The organism is Parabacteroides faecis (assembly GCF_014647375.1).
In the GTDB taxonomy this organism is placed as follows: domain Bacteria; phylum Bacteroidota; class Bacteroidia; order Bacteroidales; family Tannerellaceae; genus Parabacteroides; species Parabacteroides faecis.
Map to the genome: position 1 here is coordinate 59,455 of NZ_BMPB01000001.1, position 25,684 is coordinate 85,138.

Genomic DNA, 25,684 nt, shown 5'->3' on the forward strand with positions numbered 1-25,684 from the left:
GAGAACTATGGCATACAAATAACTGGCTATATATTAGATCAATAAGTAAAATCAAGGAGTATGTGGAAATATACAAACCCTGTTTATAAGAATGATGACGATAATTTATGGTTAACAAATGTTATATTATTAGCTTACGTTTTGCTCTAACATTATTTTTTATATAATTTTGTTTTCATAATGTGATAGATTATTTAATATGAAATAGTTCTCATAGAACTAATATTCAGAAAAACGTCCTCTCCTCCCTTTAAAAATCCATTTCCATAAGAACGATATAAAAACAAAAAGAGACTATCTCATTTTTGTTGAGACAGTCTCTTTTTACTTAATTCTATTTTATACTATCATACAGTAACTTATAGTGCTATTATTTCCCGCTCTCTATTTCATCCAGGAAGCGGAAACATTCATAATAAAATTTCCGGTTATTATCGACACCTTTTATACCATGTCCCAACCCTTCGAATTCCACATAGCGGTGAGGGAGGTTCAGATGTGTCAGTTTACGGTCCAGCAAACGCGAACCTTCGATATCCACACGGTTATCATGATTTCCATGTAACAACAGTAAAGGACCGGTCAGTTTCTCTGCATGATACAAAGGAGAACGGTCAATCAACCGGGCTGCATCCTTCACCGGATCACCTGCCTCAAGAGCTGTCCAGTCAGGGATATTGGAATGCATATGTTGGTAAATAATATCACAGAAACCGGCTGTCTCAATTCCAAAACCGAATTTAAAAGAGGCTTTATTTCCATTTACTTCGCCGGGGAATGTGACCAGACGCATCGTGGCATACCCTCCGTGGCTCATTCCAAAGACTCCGATACGTTCCGCGGGAACATCCAGTTTTTTCGAGATATAATCCGCACAATAAATAATATCGATGATCTCGTTTCCACCCAGATCTTTATCATTCATAGCTGCAAAATCACGGCCGAAACCTGCACTACCGCGTGGAGAAGGGCTAAGAACCGTAATACCTGCTGCATTGAAAATTTCATATTCCGTATTATATCTGTTCTCACCACCGTAGAAAGATTCGATCATAATCAATTCCTTCCCTTTTGGAAGAGGATTCTTCGGCTTATAAAGATAAGCATGCAACATACGTGTTTTTCCGGTAGCCGGATCCACATCGAAAGTCGGGATAGAAAGACGTTCCACATCCGAGTGAACCAGTTTATCTTTCAGTGCCTCGGGTAAATCGAATACAACAGAGAGCTTCATGCTTTTTTTACCGACCTCCGCCTTCACAATCTGGAATACTACTGAAGTAGAATTTGCCAGCAGACTTACCTGATCGCCCTGAACCGCACCGATAGACAAAGACAGATCGGAGGATTGTTTGTATAACATCTTGCCGGTTTTGATATCCATCAACATCAATGATGTTTCTATCGGGTTACTTTGCAAGACGAACAAATATTTCTCATTCTTGATCGTTACAAAACGGGCATCTTCTATATCAGATGTAAAATGAGTCACCTGGCTCGCTTTCATCGTCCGGCGGTCAAAACGATACAGGTTCTTATATCCATCCTGATCGGAGAAGAAGAAACATTCATCACCGGATATCCATTTATCCATTACAGAGGTTCCTGCATAACTACCCGGTTTGGAAGGGTCGGTCAGAACTGTTGTCTGTTTGGTTTCCGTATCGATATAAATAATATTTGCATAGGTACGGTCGGCATCTTTCAAAGCCAGCAGCATCAAACCTTTTCCGTCCGGTTGCCAGCTTACATCGCCCCAGGTATAACGAAAATCCGGTTTATCCTGGCAAACCAATTCATCTGCACCGGTCTTCAGGTCGAGAATACGCAATTCATCCAGTCTTTTTTCATTCTGGGCAAGTCTCGCCACATAAGCGATCTTTGTTTTATCCGGGTTAAAATCCCAGGCATAAATATAAGGTACACTTGTCAGTTTTTCCGGTTTAGGGGAAAGAAGATTGCTCCGGTAGATATTGATGATCTCCTCGTTGTTCTCATCCCCGATCCAATAGACATTCCCGTCTTTCTCATTATAGACAGGTTGCCAGCAATTACGTTTAGAGAAGTCGAGATCGACAACATCGGTTGCCTTCGACAAGTCGTTTTCCTTTGTTATATCCAACCACTGCAACTTATTCTGGTTGGAGGTTTTAAAAAAGAATAACTTCTGCCCGTCATCACTCAATGAAAACTGAGAATAAGGGAAGTCTTCAAAGAAAGGAGCAATGTCCACATTCCTCCCCTGGAATTTCAATACCAGGTCGGAGGCCTTCTGTTGAGCTGACGAGGCCATACAGGCCATCGTCAGCATCAAAGCTACTATTAGTTTATTCATAATAAAAAAGTGTGTTTACTAATTTCTCCAATATTCATTCTGATCTTCAGCTGTCAGCTTCTTGTTATAAAACATTTCCGTATTCGGTATCGGCAACATGAAGCGCGGGCTGTTCGCCGGCAGTTCCTTCACGCCGGCCCATTGATCGGGACCGGTACGTTTCAACGGTTTGTGTAAACGTTTCATATCATTCAGAGCGAACCCTTCGCCGTATAATTCTTTTCTTCTTTCTTTCCAGATATCGTCTAAAGTCGCATCGGTCGGAGTGGCTCCGCGCATTTCCTGCAAAGTATTAAGCACCTTTTTGGCTTCTGCTGCATTACCGGCCTGCAACTCGGCTTCAGCCTTTATCAAATAGGCTTCTCCGATACGGCAGAAAGGATATTCGGCATCTCCGATATTTGCACGATGTCCGAATTTACTGATAAAATAGCCATCCTCTTCATAAACATATCCCGGGAATAACTTACGGCTGTCGGTATCTTCAAACATATCACGGAAAGAAGCACTGGCACGTACCGTACTATATCCTTTCAACATATTGGTCGCCTTACTTTCTACATCTTTCGGATCTATTTTTGCTCCATATTCATATCCCTGGAAATCCGTACAGTACCAATAAAAAGAAGGAATGGAAGCATACAGATTACAAGTGTTAGATGTAAAATTGAAAAACCATAACCATTCTTTATTATGATCTTTAAAACCGGCACGATATTCCGTTTGCGACATCAGATTTTCACCGGTATAAGAACCGGCAGCAAGGGTTGCATATTTTTCAGCATTCGTATAGTCACCCATATTCAGATAAGTACGGGCCAACAACAAAGCGACACCTTTCTGATTTACATACTGGGCATCCGTTCCCGTACAATGTTCGTATGCATATGTCAAGTCCGACAGGATTTGTTGATAGGCTTCTTTTACCGTTGTACGCGGTACGTTTTGTGTTTCATCACTGGAACCCGGTTCGAGACGTAACAGGATTCCCTTCGAATCCGGTTGATCCGTATAGGCACGAGCAAACAACTGGGTCAACACCAAAAAGTTATAAGCACGTAAACCGTAGGCCTGGGCAATCATATCCTCTTTCTCCGTACCTTCAGGTTTTAATGTTTCCGCACTGGCGATAATCGTATTGGCCTGATCGATCGATTTATAAGCAAAGCGCCAGATATAAGCGCAATAGCCGGTCCACCAGGGATCATCTACCGGTGTTTGTGCATATTGATAAGAGAAAACAAGCCAGTTATAGGTAGAAAAACCATAAGCGCCGCTGGTCATTGTCAAATCCTCTCCCATCAGGTCAGAGGTTACCGTAGCCAACGTATGATACCGATAATCTCCCAGTTGGGCATAAGCCCCCATTAATGCGGTCTTTGCTGCGGCTACGTCTGTCATGATCGCGTCATCCGATACGGAAGTGGAAGGCTCCTGATCCAACATATCATTTGAACAGGAATAGAATAACGGGAAAGCTATACCGAGCAATATATATTTTATTTTCATATTCGATTCTTTTTAATTATTCATTTATAATTAGAAATTCAGATTAAAGCCCATCGTAAATGTTCTGGGAACAGGAATGGCCGTTAATGCATTATATCCGCCGACTCCGAAAATATCGATATCGGAATATCCTTTCCAATCATCTTTGAACCAGGTGAAGAGATTATCCGCGCTAACGAAAACCCTAGCGCCTCTCAATACATTCGATACGGTTCCCAGATTGGAAGGCAATGTATAAGACAGTGTGATATTCTTCAGTTTAATGTTTGTCGCATCATACAGATAACGGGTAGAAACACCGTCAGAAGAATTTGTATTGTTGTTGACATATTTCGGCACATTCGTAATGGTATTGGTCGGTGTCCAGGCCGACAACTCATCTTTATGCATCTGCGCACCTGCCTGATTTCCATCATGCATGATTTGTGAATACAGTGCATCGTAAACCATACCGCCCCAGCTATAAGCGAACAACAAAGACAAATCGAAACCTTTATAAGAAAGATTCGTATTCAAACCTCCATAAAAATCTGGAGTGGCACGTCCTTGTTTTTCATAAGTGGCCTGACTGTACACATTGGTTGTACCACGGTTACCGTTTGCATCGACTTTCACCCATAACGGATCGCCATTAGCCGGATCGACGCCTACCCATGTCGGCATATAGAATTCATACTGGCTATATCCTTTCGACCAGATTTTCTTCGTGTCTGAAATAATCTGATCGTCTCCCACCAGGTCTTTAATCTCATCACGTATAGAAGACAGGTTCAGGTCAACGCTCCATTTGACAGGCGTATCTCTGAAAATATAAGCACCCAAAGTTAGTTCCACACCATAATTGGAAACCTTCGCCATATTCATCATGATCGATTCGAAACCGTTTGAAGCAGCAAGCGGATATTTATAAAGCAAATCCTTTGAACTCTTGTGGAAATATTCGAAGGATCCGTAAAAACGGTTCATAAAACGGAAATCGACACCCATATTGAACATTGCCTGCTTTTCCCATCTCAGATGCGGGTTGGCTAACTGGGTATGTCCTGTACCGGAAGAAGTTCCGTAAATATAATCGGCACCCGTATCCCATAAGCCTAAAGACTGGTAACGTTCCAATCCCTGATTATTACCGGAAGTACCATAACTTAAACGCAACTTCAACTGATCCAGCCAGGTGAGATCTTTCATAAAGTTCTCCTGTTCTATTCTCCAGGAAGCACCGGCACTCCAGAATGTTCCCCATTTATTATCCTGTCCGAAGACGGAAGAACCGTCACTACGCAAACTGACGGAGAAATTATATCGGTCATTATAAGTATATTCGATACGTCCCAGATAAGAGATCAACGTCTCTTTAGTCGTTTTGGATTGTGGGCTCAAAGCAGAAGCTCCGGAACTCAATTCATGCATACCGTTCAAAGGGAAGGAGGTAACACCTGCCTCTACTCTCTCATAATCACTTTGCCAATACTCGAAACCGACCATCGCATTCAAATTATGAACTTTTGCAAACTGAATCGAATAATTCAAGGTATTGGTCGATGTGTACATCACATCTGTCGTATTATAACGGTCTGCACGTCCGTTATAGGCAGGTCCGTTACCATGTTCTTTATTCCAGTATTTAGCTTCTGAATAATGGATATAGTCAGGAGAAAACACAGTCTTGAAATTCAGTCCTTTGTATAATTGAAAATCCAAAAATGCCGAAGCCAGGAAACGATAGTTCTTACTCCTGTTCATATCCATCTGCGGAATAGCTATCGGGTTAAAGTCCAGAGAAGTCGGATTGGTAAAATTATACTGTTTATTACCGGAAGCATCCAGGATCGGATTTCCATCGCGGTCGGTCAGATAAACCGGTACTCCGTTAGGGAAAAGCAATGCATTATAAAGAGGGCTTGCTCCTGCACCGCCGCCTACTTCCATATTCTGGACAGAATGAGAGAAGGTTACGTTCATGCCGGCTTTCAACCAGGATGTCACCTGTGAAGATATATTTCCTTTACCGGAATATCTTTTATATGAAGCAGAAGGAGTCACACCGTCCTGATCGTAATAACCGGCAGAAAAGAAATAGTTGCTTTTATCGTTTCCACCTGTTACGTTCACATTATAATCCTGTGTCAGTGCAGTCTTGAAAATCTCGTCCTGCCAGTCGGTATCCACGATAATACGGGCACCGCTAACCAGATTCCCGTTTGCATCGATCGGCTGATCTACATTATATGGATTGAATGTGATCGCTCCCTGTGCAAACGTATTGGCCGACGAAGCAGCATCTGCCGCACTCATTCCGGCAGCCAGTTTCTGATCATAATGGGATTGCCATTTAGTACGATAAAATTCGGCCGAACTCATCATATCATAGGCCTTCGGTACGGATGAAAAGCCGAATTGTGCATTGAATGAAACAGAGGCTTTACCTGATTTTCCATTTTTTGTCGTGATCAGGACAACACCGTTAGCTGCACGCGAACCATACAAAGAAGCTGCCGCTGCATCTTTCAATACGGTGATCGATTCGATATCCTGTGAGTTCAACGTGGCAAGTATACTGGATGAGTTATCGTTATCATCCGCCAGCTTGCTATATTTCGTATTGGCAGAAATAGGCACACCGTCCACTACGTACAAAGGTTCGTTCGATGCATTCAGAGAACCGGAACCACGGATACGGAAAGAAGATGTCGATCCCGGCTGACCGGAAGAAGACATTACCTGCAAACCGGCCACCTGTCCCTGCAAAGATTTATCGAAAGAGGCACTGGGGGTCTGCAGTTTCGTGTTATCGATACTGGCTGCCGAACCGGTAAAAGCCGATTTCTTGCTGGTACCATAAGCCACTACTACAATTTCATCCAGATTCTGTGTATCTTCACTCAGGATAATATTCAATGATGTTTTACTTCCGACGGCTACTTCCTGCGGGATATAACCGATATAACTTACCTGCAACACGGCATTTTTGGGAACTTCCAGTTCAAAATCACCGTCGACTCCCGTGATCATACCGATAGTCGTGCCTTTCACGACAACATTCGCACCTATTACAGGTTCCCCCGAAGCATCCTTCACGATGCCACTGATCTTTCTTGCCTGTTGTTTGACATTGGCAACCTGCGCTATTCTCTTACTGGAAGAAGAATACAAAACCACTATATGATCATCTATCCTATATGCAATACCTGTCCCTTTAAAAACCATATCAAGTATTGCCCCGATCTCTTCCTGTTCGGCCTTTACCGAAATATTATTCACTTTCATACCTTCCAGGGCGAGGTCATAAGCAAAAACAATGTCGGTTTGCTTTTTCAATGATTCAACAACATTCTTTAGTGTTGCATTCGTCAATGAAAGCTCTACGCTGAATTTCTGATTCAGATTTGCAGCAGCAAAAGTTGTCTGCACAGGAGCGATCATTAAACAACACAAAGAGGCCCCAACACACCAATGCATTACAGAAGATCGACTAATAGCTCTCTTTTTCATACTTTACCATTTTAAAAATTAACATAACACACATAACTCTTCCCACGATAATTCCATTCACAGAATGAAACTTTTAAGCACCGGAAAAGCAATTAGCTAAATACAATCACACTTATAAATATCAATTCGTTCCTTTTCCTTATATATTAATTACAACTAATGAAATAAAACTACCTAGCCAAAAATGTATTTTTTTGATTTAATTTTTAAATAATGCAATACAAGAGGGTGAGAAGAGGCTACAAAGACTTAACGAATAGTATCTACGGGTATCCCCGTCATATAAGAAAGACGGCGAAGTGCATCGGAAGCACCTTTATGTTTTCTGAAAGAGAAGTTATAACGATTGTCTTTTATCGCTGTGGTATCCATTTTTATATTAACACCGTACAGGCTTTCTATGCTCTCAATTATAGAGAATACTTTAACGCCCGACATAGTTATCAAATCAAAGCGCCAGGAGATATATTCATCCACATTGACATGGCGGACTTCGATTCTATCTGTTTCCTCCGAACAGACTGCTTGTTGACCCGGTTTCAAAGTTACCAGTTTTTTCCCGTCGGCACGGAGCAGTTGTACAGAACCGGATTGTAACGTGGTTTTACTTATTGCCCCGTCAGGTGAGGTCGTTATACAAAAAGATGTTCCGACAACCTTTACCATCATTGCTTTGGTTTTCACGACAAACGGATGCAAAGTATCTTTTACGACTTCAAAAAAGGCCTCTCCCTGCAATTCTACCAGACGTTGATCGCCTGTAAATTCCGAAGGACAGGTTAAACTGGAGTGGGTGTTTAACCAGACCAACGTCCCATCCGGCAGGAAAACCTTTCTCACAGAATCCGGAGACTGGTTGACATAGACAATATCGGTATCCGGAGTGACTTTCGGCACCTTATATAATATTGAGATCGAGATGAAACCCAACAGGATAATAGCGGCAGCGACTGCCCAGCGTTTCCATAAATGATTAACCGTTTTTTTATTTATCGGAACGAAACGGTCTATCCGTTCATTAATGACAGATAATGAATCTTTCAGTTGGTCCGAAGTTCTATTATCCGGGGAGATACTATGTTTTGCATGCCAAATAGCTTTGAGATCGAAAAAAGCAGCCTTATTCTCAGGAGAAGTTTTCAGCCAATCCAACAATTGTAGCTTTTCTTCTTCTGTGGCAGTTCCCGAAAGATATCTGTAAACTATAGTTTCATCCATCATGTTATACCGTTTATATATATTATACAACGATGAAGCTCAAAATACCTATTCAAAATAGATTTTTTCCACCATTCGACAAAAATAAAAACAGGAGAGTCAGTCCTGCCTTATATCCTCCCAGCTTATCCCTCAATTGCTTTAAAGCCGAATAGATATGATTATCGACTGTACTTAAAGAAATCCCCAGCTTACGGCTAATCTCCTTACTGGGCATATCCTGCAAATAGCTCAACACAAAGACTTCGCGGCAACGGACAGGAAGGCTTTCGATCGCTGCCTGCAGATCGGCCCTCAAATCCTCATTGTAAAGCCGTCGAATGATGTCGCAAGAGTCCGGATCATAATAATCATAACCCATCTCCTCTATCTCTTTTTCGCAGGAAGAGTAATAATCATTCGCATGCTTCCTCTTCTTTAATATATTCAACGCGGAATTATATACGGAACGGAGTAAATATCCCCGGATGGAAAGTGTATCGTCCAACCCTTCCCTATGCAACCAAAGATTCAAAAAAACATCCTGCACAACATCTTCCGCATCATCGGCATCCAGCATCAGGTCGGCATAAAAGCGCACAGAAAGATAATGCAATTCATATATTTCATTAAATGCAGCACGATCTCCTCTCTTTAACCTTTCTACCAATGATACAACATTTGCCATTGAGTCACACCTGTTTTGACTACAAATATATTCTTTTCTAAAAGATACACAAAATCAAAAACAGAGTGAGATACTTTTATCATCATCTCTTGCGTGCTGCCGCTGCCGCCTCCTTTGCTTTCCGGGCCTCACGGCGGGCTTTCTCTTTTGCTTTCAGTGTTTCCTTATATGCTTTTTCTTTCTGCTTACGCTCTTTTTCCTTTTGTTTAAGCCTTTCTTTATACTCACGTTCTTTCTGTTTACGCAGTTCTTCGCGAGCTTTCATCTTTGCTTTACGGTCGGCCTCTGCCTGTTTCAGTTTGTCCTTACGTTCCTGTTCGAGCTGTTTTTCACGATCGACTTTCGCTTTCAGAAGAGCTTTTTCTTCTTCTTCCTGTTTCTTCAACAGTTCGGCACGTTCTTTCGCTTTCTGCTCCTGCAATTCTTTTTCGGCTTTCTGCTGTGCTTCGAATTCCTTGCGGGCTTCTTCCTTACGGGCAGCCTCTTCCTCAGCTTCACGTTTGCGGATAGCTTCTATCTCTTTCAATGTAAGTTCTTTTCGTTCTTCCGGAGCCTGAACAGCAGGGACAGTATCCTGAGAAGCGGATATTATCGTCGTATCAGGAACCGAAGGTTGTACGGAAACCGTATCTGCCGGAGCTTTAATTTCCGGAACAGGAACGCTGACTACCGTATCCGGAACAGCGGTTTCCGGAATAGAATCTTTTGTAGCAGGTTGTTCTGCGGCCTTTTCTGTTTCTTCTACCGGCGTTTCTTTCTTACGTACCGATTTAATTTCTTTCGACGGGGTTTCACCTTCCGGTTGTTCTATTGCTTCCGGTTGCTCTTCATCCGGAGATTCCATACCGGTTTCAGCAGCTTCAGCCTCTGCTTCCTTTTGCTTTTCTTCTTCTACCAGCATACGATTCTTCCAGCGTGTAGCCAGTTCCGGTGCTTTCTCTCCGAAGTTTTCTTCAAAGAAGCTGATATATTCTTCCAAGGTCTTCCCACGCATCAACGTTTCGTAGTTGTCTTCAGAGATCGGAAGGATAGCCACATTCTTATCCAAAGCCTGGGCATAACCATCTTTACCGTAAATCATCTTATAATATTGCAGGATCTCTTCAATACCGGTGAATCCGCTAATATTCAACATAGACATCGGACCTGCTTCTTCAAAGGCGAGATCGAACTCCTTCACCATAAAGTTGGCAAAGTTATAGGCAGCCACCGCAAACAACAGCTGGTTCTTATCCACACTTCCGGCCGGATACATCAGGATCATACGGTACGGAGTATTTGCTTCGGCAGTAAATGTACGGGCCGAGTCTGCGGCAGACAACGATCCGTCTTCACCCAGGCCGAACCGCAGGTTCCAGGTCATACCTGTTATACTGCCCTGCATCAAAGTACGGCCACGAAGGATTCCTTTCAACATTTCACCGGCCAGCTCCGTCACATCGGCAGTAGGATATTTCTCTACCAACGCCTTCAGTGCTGCCTTGAAACCTTCGGCATCACCAGCCTGCACGTAAGTCAACGCATCCAGGAACATGAACTTAGGCATCAGGGTTGCCAGCGGATATTTGGCACTGACATTGCGGAAATTCCGGCGTACACTAACGGTATCGCTCGCCAGATAACTATTATAAGTCGCCTGATAGATAGAATCCTGGACGGAATCCATCATACGTATATTATATTCATAATTCGGATCGGAAATGGCAATCGTATAATCTTCATTCGGGAAGGCATTGATCATTTTTGCCTTATACTCGGCAGCCAAAGCCGTATTACCTGTACGAAGAGCCATCAGATAAACCTGATAATAACTTTCCAGACGATGCGAATTATCCGGGAAACGGCGTTCCAACTCTTCAAATGCTTCGATCGACAAAGGCAGATCTTCCAGTTTATCTTTATAGATCATAGCCATGTTATATAAACCGTCTTCGATAATTATATTCGAAGCATCCACTTCTTCCTGGGTAAAAGGCAATTGCTGCAAATAATATTCGCGTGATTTCGGGTCATCGGAAGCGACTTCCGGCAAACCGGCTTCCAGAGAATCGGCAGGCAAAGGTTGTCCGTCCGGTCCGACAACACCGGCTTCACCCTCGGCCATTTCCGTCTCATCCAAAGGCTCTTCGTCAAACGTCGACATTTCTTTTTTACGTCGCCGCCAGTTATCTTCCAGCGTACGGCGTCCCCATTTACGTTGGAACTGAGCCTTCCCCTGCGATACCGTCGACGGATTATAGAAATAGAAAGCTGCACCACCCGATGAAGTCGGAAGAACAATTCCTCCTGTTTCCGTACCCGGGCGGTTTATACCGGTTCCTTTGGCTGCCTGATCAGCCAGGTAAGCCTCCTTTTCTGCCAAAGCCTTCGCTTCTTCTTCCTCCTTTTTAACCTGCTCGATGATTTTATCGATGGCTGCCAACCGTTCTGTTTCCGGCATCTTTGCCAATGTCTGCAAACTATCCTGCAGATGAACGGCTTCTACATGTACAACCAATTCATCAAGAACTGCAGACAGTTTCGAAACACGTTTAAAGTCTTTATATTCTTTCTGGATACCCGACAAAGCCCCGCTGAAACAAGGCTGGGCCTTTATATAATCGCGCATGGTAAAATAAAGATCCCCCAGTTTAATCTGGCAAATCGCTTTTTCCAGTCCATTCTGAGTACTTTTCTCAACGCCCAGTTCATAATTCTTTATCGCATTCGCCGTATCTTCCCTGTTCAGATAGACATTTCCCAACGCGTAATACACCTGGTCCAGATAGTCTTTATTCTTATCGTTCTTCGCCATCCGGTGAAGCATCTTGACAACTTTCTGATAGTTAGCGCCTGAAAAGACTTCCGTCTGACGGATACGGGCGGCAAATTCCAGTTCGTAAGGAGGGCTGGCTTTAGCTACTTCGTTAAACATTTTATAAGCCAGTCCGTCCTGATCCTGTGCAGCATAAATTTGCCCTAACAGATATTTCATGCGGGTGCGCTGGAGCTTATTCTTTTCTGCTTTGATGGCTGTCTTAAAATAGGGGACGGCCTCATCGTACTGTTTACTTTTTACCAGATAATCGGCATAAACTGCGGCATACTGATTCAGATTTTTCCGGGGAATCCCGTTGGTATTCAATTTTCCCAAAATATCTTCGGACTCATAGAACCAGTCCATCTCCGAATAACAGCGAGCCTGCCACAAACGGGCCTCAGCTACTACTTCTTCGTCTTGTGCATAATGGCGGGCAATATAGGAGAAGGTTGCAGATGCCTGCAGGAAGTCGGCATTATAGAATTGCCCCTGTCCGATCAGCAACCAGCATTTCTTCAGGAAAGGATTGTATTCTTCTTTTTCCTGGAAAGCGCGTTGTTTGGGATCGTTACGCCAACCCGGTTTTTTGGCCGGTTTCGCTTTGATCGAGTGGAGTTTGATGGCTTTATTGCCTTTCTCGATAGCACGGTCGAAAGGGCCGCCGGTCTCTTTCTTGTCTTTAGGTTGCGCACTGATCGGATACATGTGGATCATTTCGGAATAGCTTTCCTTATACCCGGTCTGCATGGAGTTCAAGGCTTCATCAAAAGAAGTCTTTCCGTTAAAATAGATGTTGTAACGGGATGTAAAAGAATGGTAGAACCGGCTTGCCTTGGTGTTTTTCTTCGTACTGCACGACCAAAGCAAGAGTACCACGAACAATGAAATTATATAGTAAAAACCTTTCTTCACGTATAATGTGCGCTCTTTATCATATAATAAACTGGAAAGAGACTGTTTTATTGCCTTTTCGTAAAGAATAATACAGCTTTAAGGATCAAAAAGATCATTACCAGCACCAGAATTATGAAAGCCCCCGAAGGCACGTTCAGGAAATAGGAAAGGACCAAACCGGTCACACAGCTCAGGAAACCAAGACCGATACTTCCCCAGATGATCTTTTTAAAGTCGGAGGTAAACAAATTAACCGTTATTTGCGGTAAGGTCAGCAAGCTCATTAATAACATAATACCGACCAGGCGGATAGAGAGTACGATGGTCAGTGCAATGAAGAACATCATCATATACTCGATCCATTTGACATGGATATGCTGCGTCTTGGCAAAGTCACTGTCGAAAGCGACATAAACAATTTCACGCAGGTAAAGGGAAAAGACCGCGATCAGAACAACAGCTAATGCAGCCACCCAGATGATGTCGGTCATAGAGATCGTCAGAATATTACCGAACAAATAAGCAGAGAGGTTCGGCGAATAGCCGGGGGTAAGGAAAATAAAAATAACCCCCAACGCCATACCTAACGCCCAGACACCGGCAATTGCCGAGTCTTCCCGAACGTTCTGCGTCTTGCTCGCCCACTCCACCCCAAAAGCGGACAGGACAGAAAAGAGCATCGCCATCAGGATGGGATTCGTCCCCAGGTAAAAACCAAGTCCCAGACCTCCGAAAGAGGCATGTGTTATACCGCCGCTAATAAATACCAGCCGACGTGCGACAACGTATGTCCCAACAATACCGCAGGTGATGGCAGTTAGCAAGCTGCCCAGCAAGGCATGTTGAAAAAAAGTATATTGTAATAAATCCATATTCATTCCGTATGATGGTTCGTCTTATTTGTGCAATCTTTTCTTTATATCCAGTACGAGGTGCAGAAAGTTTCACCAGTAAGAAACAACTGTTTCACCGTATAGAAACAAGTGTTTCATTAGGGAGAAACAATATTTATGTCGAACACTTGTCGACGTTCTCTACCGTTTAATGTATTCTTCTCTCACCGACAATAAGGAATGCTTCATCCTTCAGTGCATCCGGCAGGTTCACGCCACGAAGCTGCAGGCTACGGAGCCATCCGGCCACCTCTTCCGACTGCAAGGTATAAAGCACTTCGCGGAATTCATCGACGGCATCCTCTTCATACTCATCTCCCTCCAGTCCCCGGAAACGATCCAGTTCCTCGTCATCGTAATATTCGATCTCTTTGCTGACGGCAGCCAACAGACTGTCACGCTCACAGGTCTCATGCTGGCCGCAACATTCTTCGGGAATTTCACGCGCTTCAGGTATCTCGCTGATCTCCCCGCGTTCCAGCATCTGCTGCAATTTTTTATTCCTGAAATAACCGGCTATGGCTGCAATAACGCCCAGCACGATAACACCAATGATAATATACCACATATTAGTTGACAGTTGACAGTTGACAGTTGATAATTACAAATGCCTGGACTGTCTGTTATATTATTAAATTTCAGTTATATCAAACCCTGCCTGCTTTAAGTCCTCCCAATAAGCAGGATAACTCTTCGTCACCACTTCCGGCTCGGCTATTTTTAATCCCTGCGGCAAAATCAGTGCAGCCGGGGCAAATGCCATTGCCATACGGTGGTCTTCATAGGTCGCAATAACCGGGTCCATTTCCGGTTCGCACCGTTCCCCGTTCCACTCCAGGATACTGTCATTACTGTCAGTTAGCAGATAACCCAGTTTGCGAAGTTCTGTTTTCAGTGCTTCGATACGGTCGGTTTCTTTTATCTTCAGACTCTGAAGTCCGGTGAAACGGAAGGGGATATTTAGTAACACGCAACAGACAACAAAGGTTTGAGCCAAATCCGGTTCATTGACGAAATTATAGAGTAGCTTCTTTGTCACATTACCGGTATGTTTCAACCGGACACCCCGATCTGTGAAGACCGTTCCGACACCCAGTTGCGCAAACAGTTTCGCACCGGCGGCATCGCCCTGCAAGCTGTTTTTGAAAAGACCGAGTAGCTCTATTTCGGCATTTTTCGACAAAGCCATAATGGAATACCAGTAAGAGGCGGCACTCCAATCCGACTCCACGGTAAAACGGATCGGTTTATATTCCTGGGGAAGTATCCTGATAGTCTGTCCGTTCCAGGTTGCTTTCACCCCGAACTGTTCCATCAATTGTAACGTCAGATCGATATAAGGGCGGGAGATAATATTTCCTTCCAGATTTAATATCAATCCATTCTCCATCAGAGGTGCAACCATCAACAGAGCCGAAATATACTGCGAACTGACGCCTCCTGCCAACGATATCTCACCTCCCTGCAAAGCGCTTCCGAAAATACGCAAAGGTGGATAACCTTCCTTCTCGATATATTCAATGCGGGCACCTAATGAGTTGAGTGCATCGACCAGCAGTTTGATCGGGCGGTTTTTCATCCGCTCCGTTCCTGTGATCGTCCATTCACCCACTATTTTAGAAAGGAAAGCAGTAAGGAAGCGCATGGCGGTCCCGGCAGCCTTTATATCGAAATCACGACTATCGGAGTTCAGCGCCCTAACCATCACCTCCGTATCATCACAGTCGGAAAGGTTCTGTATATCATAAGGACTATAACTCAGGGCATTCAATATCAATGCACGGTTACTGATGCTTTTGGAAGCAGGAAGTTGTACGGAAGCCCGGATAGCTCCTTCCGGGCTTTTTATGAGATATTTCATTGCTTTTGTCTGTTCTTTAAATTAGAAGACAAAAGTACGGAAAATTCCGGATAGTTAGGTGACCTTTTCTTTTATAATACAAACAAGGAGATACCTTAACGGCATCTCCTTCGCTTTTTACATCACTCTGTTCCTAACACATATACCTCTGATATAGAAGCAGACGGAGAACGATGACTTTCCGTAATGACTAACTTCATGTATCGGGCCTTCTTCGTTTCTCCCAATACAATCGTCCTGGCATTCGGATTTTCCGTTTTTTCAAATTCCACTTTTCCGACAATTTCCCAACTATGGTTATCCGTACTGATTTCAATATGAGCGGTCTTCAAATCCGTATTACTCTGCCTTTTAGCGATAGTTATACATTTTACGTTTTTTACCGTATTCATATCAATCGAAATATAATGCGGTAACTGAGCCGTAGTAGCCTCCCATTCACTATGCCAAAACGTTGAAGGATCATTATCTATAATCAAAGCTGCACGACCATTGGCTCCTTCACCTGTCGGTTCTTCCGAAGAAAAATCAATTATTTTCCAAACTGTTCTGTCCAATTTCGGATATTCAGGGAAATTATCATCCAAAGAACCATCTCCGACATAATAGGTCGGAAACTTATCGACAGGAGAATCCAGTTCAAACTGATCCAATGCATCTTTTTCAGGTAAAAACATTGTTTTGTAATAGTACTCACCCCCTAATACATAATCGTCAATCACAGTCACGGTCTCCGAAGCCGGAATATCAATTGTTTTCTTCTCCCCGGTTTTATTCGTATAAGTAAATAAAATACCCGAAGAACTTCCGGCATCACCCCAATACAAATTGACTTTATCCGCCAATGCTTCCACTCTCTTAATTTTTCTGGGACTTAAAGTCGATTTATAAATATCCCCGTAAATAGTACCTGGTATTTCATATCCTATAGATAAACTATTATCCATCCCGACATGATACAAATTAAAAATAAACGTACCTTCCGGCATATCATCCAAAATATGAGTGAAATAACCGTCTTTATCTATTAAGCCTCTGTCAATTGGGAAACTAATCGAATCCTGTTTATCATTCCAATAAATTTTACCTGAAGTAATACGCGGATCCGTATTTATTTTCCACATAAATTTGATCCGATTGATTCCTCCCATAGCAGTAGCGGAATCCGCTCGCCCGATATAATTTATTTCTCCCCGGTCCAAATATTCCTTAATATTATCATTCATTCCATCGCAGGCAAGCAGGAATAAAAATGAAAAGCAGTATAAAATAATATTTCTATTCATAATTCTTATTTAATTGGATAGTTCATTCTTTTATTTCACCCCAGAAAGAAATTTCCGAAATGTGCATCATATCACCTCCACTCCAGGTCGACTCTACTTCGAACCGGATATAGCGGATAGGGGGAGAATCCAAGGGGAATTCAAATTCAAATCCTTGTGCTGCATATTCTACATCTTCATTAGTTATAGGGCCGTCTTCACCCGAAGGTTTGAAACTATAACAATCCATCATATAATTCCAATCATTTTTAAATCCTCCCTGTACCCAATAACTGTTTTCATGGTTATCAAGCTTTAAACTTGTGGTACCATAAATCTTCCATCTTTTCAAATTATGATGCTTAAATTCATAACCGATTCTAGGCCATAATGTATAACGGCTTAATTTGGCAGTCACTCCTAAATCAATAGTAAAATACATGGGTGTTTTACCTGAACTGGTATGGAATCCCTGGTCACCGACAATGTCGTCAAACATTTTGTTGAATTCCCAACCACCGAGGTTTGTCTCATTATCACCCATCAGAATCTGGCGGTTAAACTTCGACTTATCCAGTTTCATTTCAAAATAAGGAGTAAAGAAACCTTTCAATGTATCTGAATAATTATCCCAACGGTCACGGATCACAGTTGCATATTCACGCTTGGAATCATCAAATCCGTGCAAAGAATATTTGCCTTCAGTCGCACTGGTATAAACAACATCCGCCACATTCAGATCGCCGACAGAATCAGCTGCAAGCACATAAATCGTCAAATCCGATTTATTTTCATTTTTCCATTTCAACTGTACGCCGCCAAATCCTTTTTCCATAGTCATTGACTGAAAAACCAACTCAACCGGAGGTGTTGTCGGATTAATAGTGACTTCTACCGGGTCGGATTGATTGTTACTGCGGTCTACACAGCATAATTTAATTGTTTGTGGATCTGTCGAACCAAACCCTTCTACCACTAATGAATTAGTATACATAGACGAAGTTGTATTTTTTTCCACTCCATTAATTGTATAATAAGCTTTTACACACAGTAGATCATCATCTTGCGGTAAATCATAAGTTATTTCAGCTCCGCCAGGCAAATTCTCTACCCTAGGATTCCTGATCGACCCGGGAGCAACGTTATCAGTGGCAGGCTGTCCCACAAACTCTTCCTTACAGCCGTTAAACAAAACGACCAACAAGAAGGTAGTAACAATATATAATAAACGTTTCATTCTTGAATCTTTTAAATTTAGTGATCAAATTAATTCGAAGTTCCCCAGCCAAAATTCTGGATAAGATTAGGATTGACATCCAGCGAGTTTTGTTTGATCGGGAAAAGATAATTCTTAATACTGAATTGAGGTTGAGTCAGAACTTTCACTTCATAGTATTCAGTCGTATTTTCACCTTTCACATTCCATCCTGTAATCGGCTTCTTAAATTCACTTTCCGCTTCTTTCCAACGCAGCAGATCCCAATAAGGTTCGCCCTCAAAAGAAAGTTCGATCATGCGTTCACGATGTATAATCTCACGCATGCCTTCTTTTGTATTCACTTTAGATGAATTGGTTGAATACTTAGTCCAACTTTCTTTCACCCCTTCCAGTCCGGCACGTTTCCTTACTTCGTCAATCCAAAAATAAACGTCGTTATCGGGAGTGCTTTTCGACTCATTCAATGCTTCAGCATACATCAGGTAAAGATCGGCCAAACGGATTACCGGAAAAGAATAACGTTTGGAAGTCCAGTTACTCCCATTAATAACACTTTCCACTCCCACCAGTTTCTTGGGAAGATAGCCGGAAGCCGAATATTTCTCAGCAGCTGTCATACCACCAGTCTGTCCTTTTTTCATCTGGGCATAATTCAGTTTCGAATAGTCCTGATCACCAACAACACCATTACCATAAATGATACAACCATCGAAACTTAACGATGCATAAAACCTCGGTTCACGTTTCATATGAAGATTAGCAGTTTCATAACCTTCTTTCAGATAATAACGTTCCTCTTGCGATACAATACCTGTTTTATAACGGTTGGCATAGTCCCATGTTTTATCTTCCTCAATAGGTACACCATGGTTACTATAAAAACGCTCAGCAACCTGGATAGTCGGCGACATCATAGAAATAACAGGGGCAGAAGCCGGGGCATTTTGTAACCTTACGGCAGCCACTTGTTGCAGAAAATTATCATTCTTTGTGGAACCCCATAGAATTTCCTTATTCCATCTTTCCGTAACAGCACCGCGTACATTTAATTTTATACGAGTAGAGTCACTAATCGGATCAAATCCTTGATAATAATAAAGGCCTGCACCATGGCTTTCTGCAAAATCGATCGCTTGCTTTATTGCTTCGGCAGCTACAGTCCACTTTGCAGGATCATAAGATGTTGAAAATAGGTTGCGTCCTTTATTATCTTTTATATTCGTATAGAAAGGGTTGCCATTAAAAATGGGACTGGCACATAAAGTCAAGGCTTTGGCTTTTAATGCCAATGCGGCAGATTTGGTAATTCGTCCCATTTCCTGTGTCTGATTTTGGATATCATCGGGAAGATCTTCCAAACAATCATCTAACAAATCTGCTATGTATTTGACAACATCGTCTACAGGTTCACGATATACGCGTACCTCTTCCGGGGTAGAAGAAACAGGTAGATTTTCATCCACGATTGGAATCGGTCCATACTTTCTCAATAAATAAAAATGATAATAAGCTTTTAAGAATTTGACTTCAGATACCCATCTGACTTTCTCATATTCTTCCAGATCGACCGGTTTGTCTATATTTTCAAGGAAAATATTACAATCACGTATAGCAATAAACAAATTACCGGCACCATTTCCTCCATCCCAGGAGTTTAATAGAGGATCGTTCGAATTCTGACCGTCTCTTGCTAATTTCCAGGCATATAGATTATTACTATTATCAAAATACCACCATCCTTCCGGAGCGATCCAACTTTCATATCCTCCCAATAATGCTTCATTTGCATTAGGATCAACCGGATTAGGCAAGTAAGAATAACAAGTAAACAAATATTTTTCCGCGTTAACCCGATTATTGAACGCATGGTCAATTGTAGGAATATTATCAGGAACCACATCCAGATAATCACTGCATGAACTTAATGTGGTTAAGCTTATAAAGAGCAATAATGCATTAATTATTTTCATATTTTACATGTATTATAAACTAACATTAATACCTAAATTTATAACCCGCTGAACAGGATATCCCAATCCGTTACCTGCCATTTCCGGATCCCACAACTTGAACTTACTGAATGTAAGCAGATTGGTTCCACTGACATAAACACGGATCATTCCTATATGAATCTTACGGGTAATCTCTTTGGGTACAGTATATCCTAACTCAGCTGATTTTAAACGGAGAAATGAACCGTTACGCATGAACCAGGTACTTCTCTGGTTATTATTGTTGACAACATAGTCAGACAAACGAGGCCAAAAAGCATAAGGATCACGATTATCTTCCGACCAATGACTTTTTGCAATTTTATCCAGTAATGCATTTTGAGAAACGACATTACCGTCGTCATCCGTATCAGCAAAAGGAGACAAGTTTTTCGTGTCGATCCAAAACGAAGAGCGGGCAGACCCTTGGAAGAATGCGGACAAATCAAAGTTTTTATACCCCAGGGAGAAACCGAAACCATAAATAATTTCAGGAGTAGTAGGATAGCCGATAGGTACTTTATCCTGATCGTCAATAATTCCGTCCCGGTTAATGTCCTTATACTTGATATCACCGGCCTTATATTCACCATATTGTTGTACTGGAGAATTTTTTACGTCTTCATCATCGACAAAAAGACGTTCCGCGATCAACCCCCATTGTTGACCGAGACTCTGGCCAATATGTGAACGCCAGGGAGCTTTTGCATAATCAGGTTCTTCATACACCCGAAATTCACTGGTTGCATACGTAAAGTTTCCTCTGACCGAAGCCCAAAGATCTTTATTAAAAGACTCCGAATAGTCTACGGAAATATCTATACCCGAACCGAAGCTTTCTCCGATGTTTGATTGCGGACTGGCCTGAAGTCCCATTGTCGTAGGGATAGAAGAACGGCTCTGTAATATATTTTTTCTGTTTTCACGGAAATAATCAGCCTGAATCTCTAATTTCTCCAATAACCCCAGTTCAATACCATAATTTTGCTTATACGCTTTTTCCCAGGTAATATAAGGATCCTCATAACGGGAAATAGATATACCGTTTAATGAATATCCGAAATCAGTACCGAATGTATATCCCCGGTCGCCATTATCCAAATTCACGTTAGACAGATAAAAGAAACGGTCCTTATCCTCACCGATCGCATCATTACCGACAAGCCCGTAAGTTGCTTTTAATTTCAGTTTACTGACAACTTTGCTAAATGGTTCCCAAAACTTTTCATTAGAAATAAGGTAACCAGCTCCCACCGAAGGGAAAAATCCGTAACGTTCAGAAGCTGCGAAACGTTCAGAACCGTTATAACCGAAGTTACCTTCAATAAAATAACGGTTATCGTATCCATAGGTAAGACGTCCTGCCAATCCTACATTTCGGTAAGGGAGAGAGAGTTGTAAATCGCCGGCATTCCCTTTTAATTCTTCCCGGGTTGTAAATACCAGCAATGCACTTGTCGCATGTTTCTTATTGAATGTCCTGTTATACTGGGCTGCAGCTTCAAAATAGATCGTACTGTTCACCTCTTTTTTCCCTTCAGAATAATCAAGATATTCTTTTCCATCCTTCTCATTCAATGGCATAAGAACATAGTTGTCATTCTGTTTATCATACATCCCGATCTTATAATAAAATGGCGTATAATAGCGTGATACATCAAAATAGGAATACCGGGATGTGTTAAATAACCCTCTCACAGACAGACCTTCTGTAATAAAACTCAAATCCTGTTTCAACTCCAATTGAGCCAAGACCAGTGTTTTACTATAGTCTTTATAACCTTTCACCATATCGGCATACGGGTTGATATGTTTCGCCCCATCATAATTACCGAACAAAATATGCTGAGAATATTTATTCGCTTTGTCAGCAGGATAATAGGCTGGGAATAAGACAGGATTCGTTCTCATTACCTTATTATACAAACCCGAACCGCCATCTATTGGTCCTGTATAATCATCAAATGTCCCATGTAAACGGACAATCAACTCTGTCGTAGGAGTTACATTTATATTTACATTGGATCGTAGCAGATATTTCTTCAGGTCAATATTACTATTAAAATTATTTCGTTTATCAACCCGAAGTATACCGTTATCCTGATTGTAGGATGCAGCTACATAATAACGAGCAACTTTACCGCCCCCGCTAATATTTAAATTAAGCCGTTGGTTAGTCGTGAAATTTTTGAACATTGTCTTTTTCCAATCAGTAGCAGGATATACATATGGATTAAGACCTTTGCCCGTATTTGCTATTTTTTCATTCGAATAAGGCAATATACCCAGCGGATTACGTGTTCTAATAGCCTCATTATGCAATTGCATATAGGTGATCGGATCAGCCAACTCCACTTCACTTGCCGGAGAAGAAAAAGAATTCTCAAAGCGGACGGAAAATTTCGCCTTACCTTCCACACCTTCTTTTGTAGTAACCAATATGACACCATTTGCACCACGTGCTCCATATAATGCCGTAGCATTCGCATCTTTCATAATTGAAAAACTAGCAATATCGTCTGTATTCAAACGGGCCAGATCTTCTGAAGATAATTCAACGCCATCGATCAAAATAAGCGGATTCGCCTTCCCTGTACCGAACGTCGTAACACCACGAACAAAAAAATCGGCATTATCCTGTCCTGGTTCTCCGCTACGTTGATACGAAATAATACCGGACATTCTACCGGCAAGCGCTGTAGTAAGATTACTACTCGGTACTTTCAACTCAGAGGGTTTAACAGTCGTTACCGAAGCTAACACACTTTCTTTTTTCTGTTTAGCGAACGCAACAATAGTAACTTCTTCCAATTCATCGGTCTTTTCTTTTAAAGTTACAAATAACTGTTTTTTATTAGCAACACCCAATTCCTGATCCTGCATTCCCAAATAACTGAATACTAATATATCCGTTTCTTTTACATCGATAGAAAAAGAGCCGTCAATATCAGTTGTTACACCACGCGGTGTACCTTTCACCTGGATGGCCACTCCGGGCAACGGTTCCCCTAAATCATCGACCACTTTACCAGTAATCTTTTTTTGCTGTAGAGTAACCGGAAGATTTGTTTTTATTTCTTCTTTCTTATTTTTTTTCGTAATATAAATTTGCTTGTCTACAATATTGTAAGCATTATCAGTTCCTTCAAACAGTCTATCCAATATTTTATCGACTGTTTGATCTTTTACACTAATTCCAACTCGCTTACCGGCATCAATCACTCCTTCATAATAGAATATAACGAACTCACTGTTCCGTTCAATCTCTCTGAAAACTTCTTTTAGCGTCCTGTTGGTAAGATTCAAGGATATCTGGGTCTTTTGTGAATAGGCCAATTTTACAGAGAATTCCATGCCCCAACAAGATGTCGCAACCAGACATGCGACTACAATACACCATAATCTTCTAAACTCACGTATTCCTACGTTAATTATTCGTTTGTTTTTCATACATTTGTACTGATTTTTGATTTAACTGGAAAGAATTCTGCTAAAATTCTTTCTTTCAAAATTACGGCCGGATAATACCCACTATTATCCGGTTCTGTTTTTTCATTCTTCTTTTACTTCATAATTATATTATTTTTGAGGTTTAACAATAACTGATATATATTCTCTCTCTATTGTAAAATCGATAGGCATCGTCGATCCCAAGCCTGTCAATACTTTTATCATATCTTCATCCAGATTCAAGGAACCGGAACAACGCAAAGAACCTACTGCACCACTATATGTGATCTTTTTACCATAATAATTAGACAATTTATCCAAAACGATTGAAAAGCATTCATTATCAAATGTGTAAAATCCATCCTTCCAGGATATATAATTCTCTACATTCACTTTTTTTATATCAGTAGTACCCTTCTCATAAGTGAGCCGATCAGACGGATCCAACACTGTTTCTATAGAATTATCAGTCCGTACATTCACCTTTCCTGAAACCAGAACAACCGATACTTCCTGATTGGATTCGTACGTCGAAATATTAAATTTCGTCCCTAACACCTGAACATCCATCTTCTTTGATTTAACAATGAACGGTCGTTCCTTATCCGGATAAACTTCCATATAGACTTCACCGTCTACATATATTTCCCGTTGTTTTTCATCGAATGTAACCGGATAGACGACTCGTGTATTTGCATTTACCCAAATTTTTGAACCATCAGCCAACTCTAGGAAAGATCGTTTTGAAGACGGAACGATCAACTGATTGTAAACCAGCTCACTTTTATTATTAGAGTTTGTCAGCGGTTTACGTGACGTGTTCAACTTTTGAGTATTAATATGTAGCTCTCCCTCTTTATTATACTGTAAATGCGAATTATTATCTTCAATAGTAACTTTCTTTTCATCTGCCAAAATCAATTGGATTGTTTCTACCGGACATTCAGGTTTTTGCACTCTTTCAATCGCAGTCAATTCAGGGCTTTTATGATATTTAGCATAATAAAAACTTCCCGTTGCCATTAATAATAGAAATATTGCAGCAACAGAAGAATACCAATATTTACGTAATCGTTTTTTATTATTTGTTTTGGAAATACGCTTCCAAAGAAATTCTTTATCCTCAGAAGAAAAAGTGGATTTACGGTAAGGAACAGAACAAAGAATAACTCTCACATATACAATTTCTTTAGCAAGAACTTCATCTTTATGAGCTTGTTCTTGCCAAAAAGCTTGTGATTCATCAGTCGGATGAAAAAATGACTTCATAAAAAAATCATCTTCCAACAACTGTTCTGCCGAATAACCAGTATAGTCTTTTTCTTTCATTCTCAATTGTACCTAATAGGTTTTCCTATGGAGAATACAATCGAATGAAAATTTTATACTCAGCAAGAATACATTTTTTTGTATAAAATGAAGAAAATAACAAGGACGGGAAAAGACTCCCGTATTTTTTTAATCGAACGTTGTATGGAATTCTGTACCGATTGATAATTCATATCCATTAAAATAGCGATCTCTTCTATCGAAAGTTCTTCCATATAACGATAATAGATTATTTCCCGCTGCCGGTCGGTCAACATACTCAGAACTTTTCGAACTGTTTGTTGTAATTCTTTCTGATTTAATGTAACTGTAACCTGTTCTTCCGCACACGGATCCAGATATTCACCTTCTTCCAGATCGACTTTATCAAAAAACAATTCCCGCTTTAAAAGATTATACAGGTGGTTTTTCAAACAAGTAAATAAATAGAATTTGATATTAACCTCCGTTTTTAAACGTAGTCTATCATTATATAGTTTTACATAAACATCATGGATTGCATCTTTAACCAGAGACTCATTAGAGGTGAACTGAATACCATACCTAAACAAAATATCTGCATAGTTTTTATAGATGAGTTCAAAACTGTCATTATCTCCGTTTCTGAAACTCTTCCAAAGAATATTTTCTGATTTACTGCAATTCATTTCCATATGAGGCATCAAATTTAGGAAAACATTTGAATCCATCAATCCTCTGACTGGATAATAAATAAAAAGAGGCGTGAGGACTGCTGATATATCTAACATTGAGGCCTTCGA

At 41.2% G+C, this 25,684-nt stretch carries 15 protein-coding genes; all 15 read right to left on the reverse strand.

Features of this window, described 5'->3' with window-relative positions; all coding sequences use genetic code 11:
* Positions 1-370: 370 nt before the first annotated feature.
* Positions 371-2,335 (reverse strand): alpha/beta hydrolase family protein, encoded by a 1,965-nt coding sequence (locus IEY67_RS00235; protein ID WP_183670532.1) that lies wholly within the window; start codon positions 2,333-2,335, stop codon positions 371-373.
* Positions 2,336-2,353: 18 nt separating this feature from the next.
* Positions 2,354-3,844 carry a RagB/SusD family nutrient uptake outer membrane protein gene (locus IEY67_RS00240; RefSeq protein ID WP_122355090.1) on the reverse strand — a complete coding sequence of 497 codons (1,491 nt, stop codon included), beginning with the start codon at positions 3,842-3,844 and terminating at the stop codon, positions 2,354-2,356.
* A gap of 30 nt (positions 3,845-3,874) precedes the next feature.
* Complete coding sequence (locus IEY67_RS00245; protein WP_229800910.1) at positions 3,875-7,336, reverse strand: TonB-dependent receptor; 3,462 nt, start codon at positions 7,334-7,336, stop codon at positions 3,875-3,877.
* Between the two features lie 249 nt (positions 7,337-7,585).
* The gene (locus tag IEY67_RS00250; RefSeq protein ID WP_183670530.1) at positions 7,586-8,554 is read right to left on the reverse strand and encodes a FecR family protein; all 969 of its coding nucleotides are present in this window, start codon (positions 8,552-8,554) and stop codon (positions 7,586-7,588) included.
* Between the two features lie 52 nt (positions 8,555-8,606).
* Positions 8,607-9,221, reverse strand: a complete 615-nt coding sequence (locus IEY67_RS00255; RefSeq protein ID WP_122355094.1) for an RNA polymerase sigma factor — start codon at positions 9,219-9,221, stop codon at positions 8,607-8,609.
* 82 nt (positions 9,222-9,303) lie between these two features.
* Positions 9,304-12,933 (reverse strand): type IX secretion system periplasmic lipoprotein PorW/SprE, encoded by a 3,630-nt coding sequence (porW, locus tag IEY67_RS00260; RefSeq protein WP_183670528.1) that lies wholly within the window; start codon positions 12,931-12,933, stop codon positions 9,304-9,306.
* 47 nt (positions 12,934-12,980) lie between these two features.
* A complete protein-coding gene (locus tag IEY67_RS00265) occupies positions 12,981-13,787 on the reverse strand; it encodes a metal ABC transporter permease (protein WP_122355202.1) in 807 nt (268 codons plus the stop codon).
* A gap of 169 nt (positions 13,788-13,956) precedes the next feature.
* Complete coding sequence (locus IEY67_RS00270; RefSeq protein WP_122355126.1) at positions 13,957-14,376, reverse strand: phospholipase; 420 nt, start codon at positions 14,374-14,376, stop codon at positions 13,957-13,959.
* Between the two features lie 63 nt (positions 14,377-14,439).
* Entirely contained in the window at positions 14,440-15,669 is a 1,230-nt protein-coding gene (locus IEY67_RS00275) for a 3-phosphoshikimate 1-carboxyvinyltransferase (RefSeq protein ID WP_183670526.1), read from the reverse strand.
* Between the two features lie 122 nt (positions 15,670-15,791).
* Complete coding sequence (locus IEY67_RS00280) at positions 15,792-16,955, reverse strand: DUF4998 domain-containing protein (RefSeq protein WP_183670524.1); 1,164 nt, start codon at positions 16,953-16,955, stop codon at positions 15,792-15,794.
* Positions 16,956-16,977: 22 nt separating this feature from the next.
* Positions 16,978-18,171, reverse strand: coding sequence for a DUF5000 domain-containing lipoprotein (locus IEY67_RS00285; RefSeq protein WP_122355132.1), 1,194 nt, complete (start codon positions 18,169-18,171; stop codon positions 16,978-16,980).
* A gap of 29 nt (positions 18,172-18,200) precedes the next feature.
* The gene (locus IEY67_RS00290) at positions 18,201-20,123 is read right to left on the reverse strand and encodes a RagB/SusD family nutrient uptake outer membrane protein (RefSeq protein ID WP_183670522.1); all 1,923 of its coding nucleotides are present in this window, start codon (positions 20,121-20,123) and stop codon (positions 18,201-18,203) included.
* 12 nt (positions 20,124-20,135) lie between these two features.
* Positions 20,136-23,594 carry a TonB-dependent receptor gene (locus IEY67_RS00295; RefSeq protein WP_229800911.1) on the reverse strand — a complete coding sequence of 1,153 codons (3,459 nt, stop codon included), beginning with the start codon at positions 23,592-23,594 and terminating at the stop codon, positions 20,136-20,138.
* 129 nt (positions 23,595-23,723) lie between these two features.
* A complete protein-coding gene (locus IEY67_RS00300) occupies positions 23,724-24,923 on the reverse strand; it encodes a FecR family protein (RefSeq protein WP_183670519.1) in 1,200 nt (399 codons plus the stop codon).
* 59 nt (positions 24,924-24,982) lie between these two features.
* Positions 24,983-25,576 (reverse strand): RNA polymerase sigma factor, encoded by a 594-nt coding sequence (locus tag IEY67_RS00305; protein WP_158607085.1) that lies wholly within the window; start codon positions 25,574-25,576, stop codon positions 24,983-24,985.
* Between the last annotated feature and the right edge of the window lie 108 nt (positions 25,577-25,684).

Excerpts from the sequence above, each read along its gene's own strand:
- IEY67_RS00235 (WP_183670532.1), bottom strand. The coding sequence starts at position 2,335 with ATGAATAAACTAATAGTAGCTTTGATGCTGACGATGGCCTGTATGGCC.
- IEY67_RS00240 (WP_122355090.1), bottom strand. The coding sequence starts at position 3,844 with ATGAAAATAAAATATATATTGCTCGGTATAGCTTTCCCGTTATTCTAT.
- IEY67_RS00245 (WP_229800910.1), bottom strand. The coding sequence starts at position 7,336 with ATGAAAAAGAGAGCTATTAGTCGATCTTCTGTAATGCATTGGTGTGTT.
- IEY67_RS00250 (WP_183670530.1), bottom strand. The coding sequence starts at position 8,554 with ATGGATGAAACTATAGTTTACAGATATCTTTCGGGAACTGCCACAGAA.
- IEY67_RS00255 (WP_122355094.1), bottom strand. The coding sequence starts at position 9,221 with ATGGCAAATGTTGTATCATTGGTAGAAAGGTTAAAGAGAGGAGATCGT.
- IEY67_RS00265 (WP_122355202.1), bottom strand. The coding sequence starts at position 13,787 with ATGGATTTATTACAATATACTTTTTTTCAACATGCCTTGCTGGGCAGC.
- IEY67_RS00270 (WP_122355126.1), bottom strand. The coding sequence starts at position 14,376 with ATGTGGTATATTATCATTGGTGTTATCGTGCTGGGCGTTATTGCAGCC.
- IEY67_RS00275 (WP_183670526.1), bottom strand. The coding sequence starts at position 15,669 with ATGAAATATCTCATAAAAAGCCCGGAAGGAGCTATCCGGGCTTCCGTA.
- IEY67_RS00280 (WP_183670524.1), bottom strand. The coding sequence starts at position 16,955 with ATGAATAGAAATATTATTTTATACTGCTTTTCATTTTTATTCCTGCTT.
- IEY67_RS00285 (WP_122355132.1), bottom strand. The coding sequence starts at position 18,171 with ATGAAACGTTTATTATATATTGTTACTACCTTCTTGTTGGTCGTTTTG.
- IEY67_RS00290 (WP_183670522.1), bottom strand. The coding sequence starts at position 20,123 with ATGAAAATAATTAATGCATTATTGCTCTTTATAAGCTTAACCACATTA.
- IEY67_RS00295 (WP_229800911.1), bottom strand. The coding sequence starts at position 23,594 with ATGAAAAACAAACGAATAATTAACGTAGGAATACGTGAGTTTAGAAGA.
- IEY67_RS00300 (WP_183670519.1), bottom strand. The coding sequence starts at position 24,923 with ATGAAAGAAAAAGACTATACTGGTTATTCGGCAGAACAGTTGTTGGAA.
- IEY67_RS00305 (WP_158607085.1), bottom strand. The coding sequence starts at position 25,576 with ATGGAAATGAATTGCAGTAAATCAGAAAATATTCTTTGGAAGAGTTTC.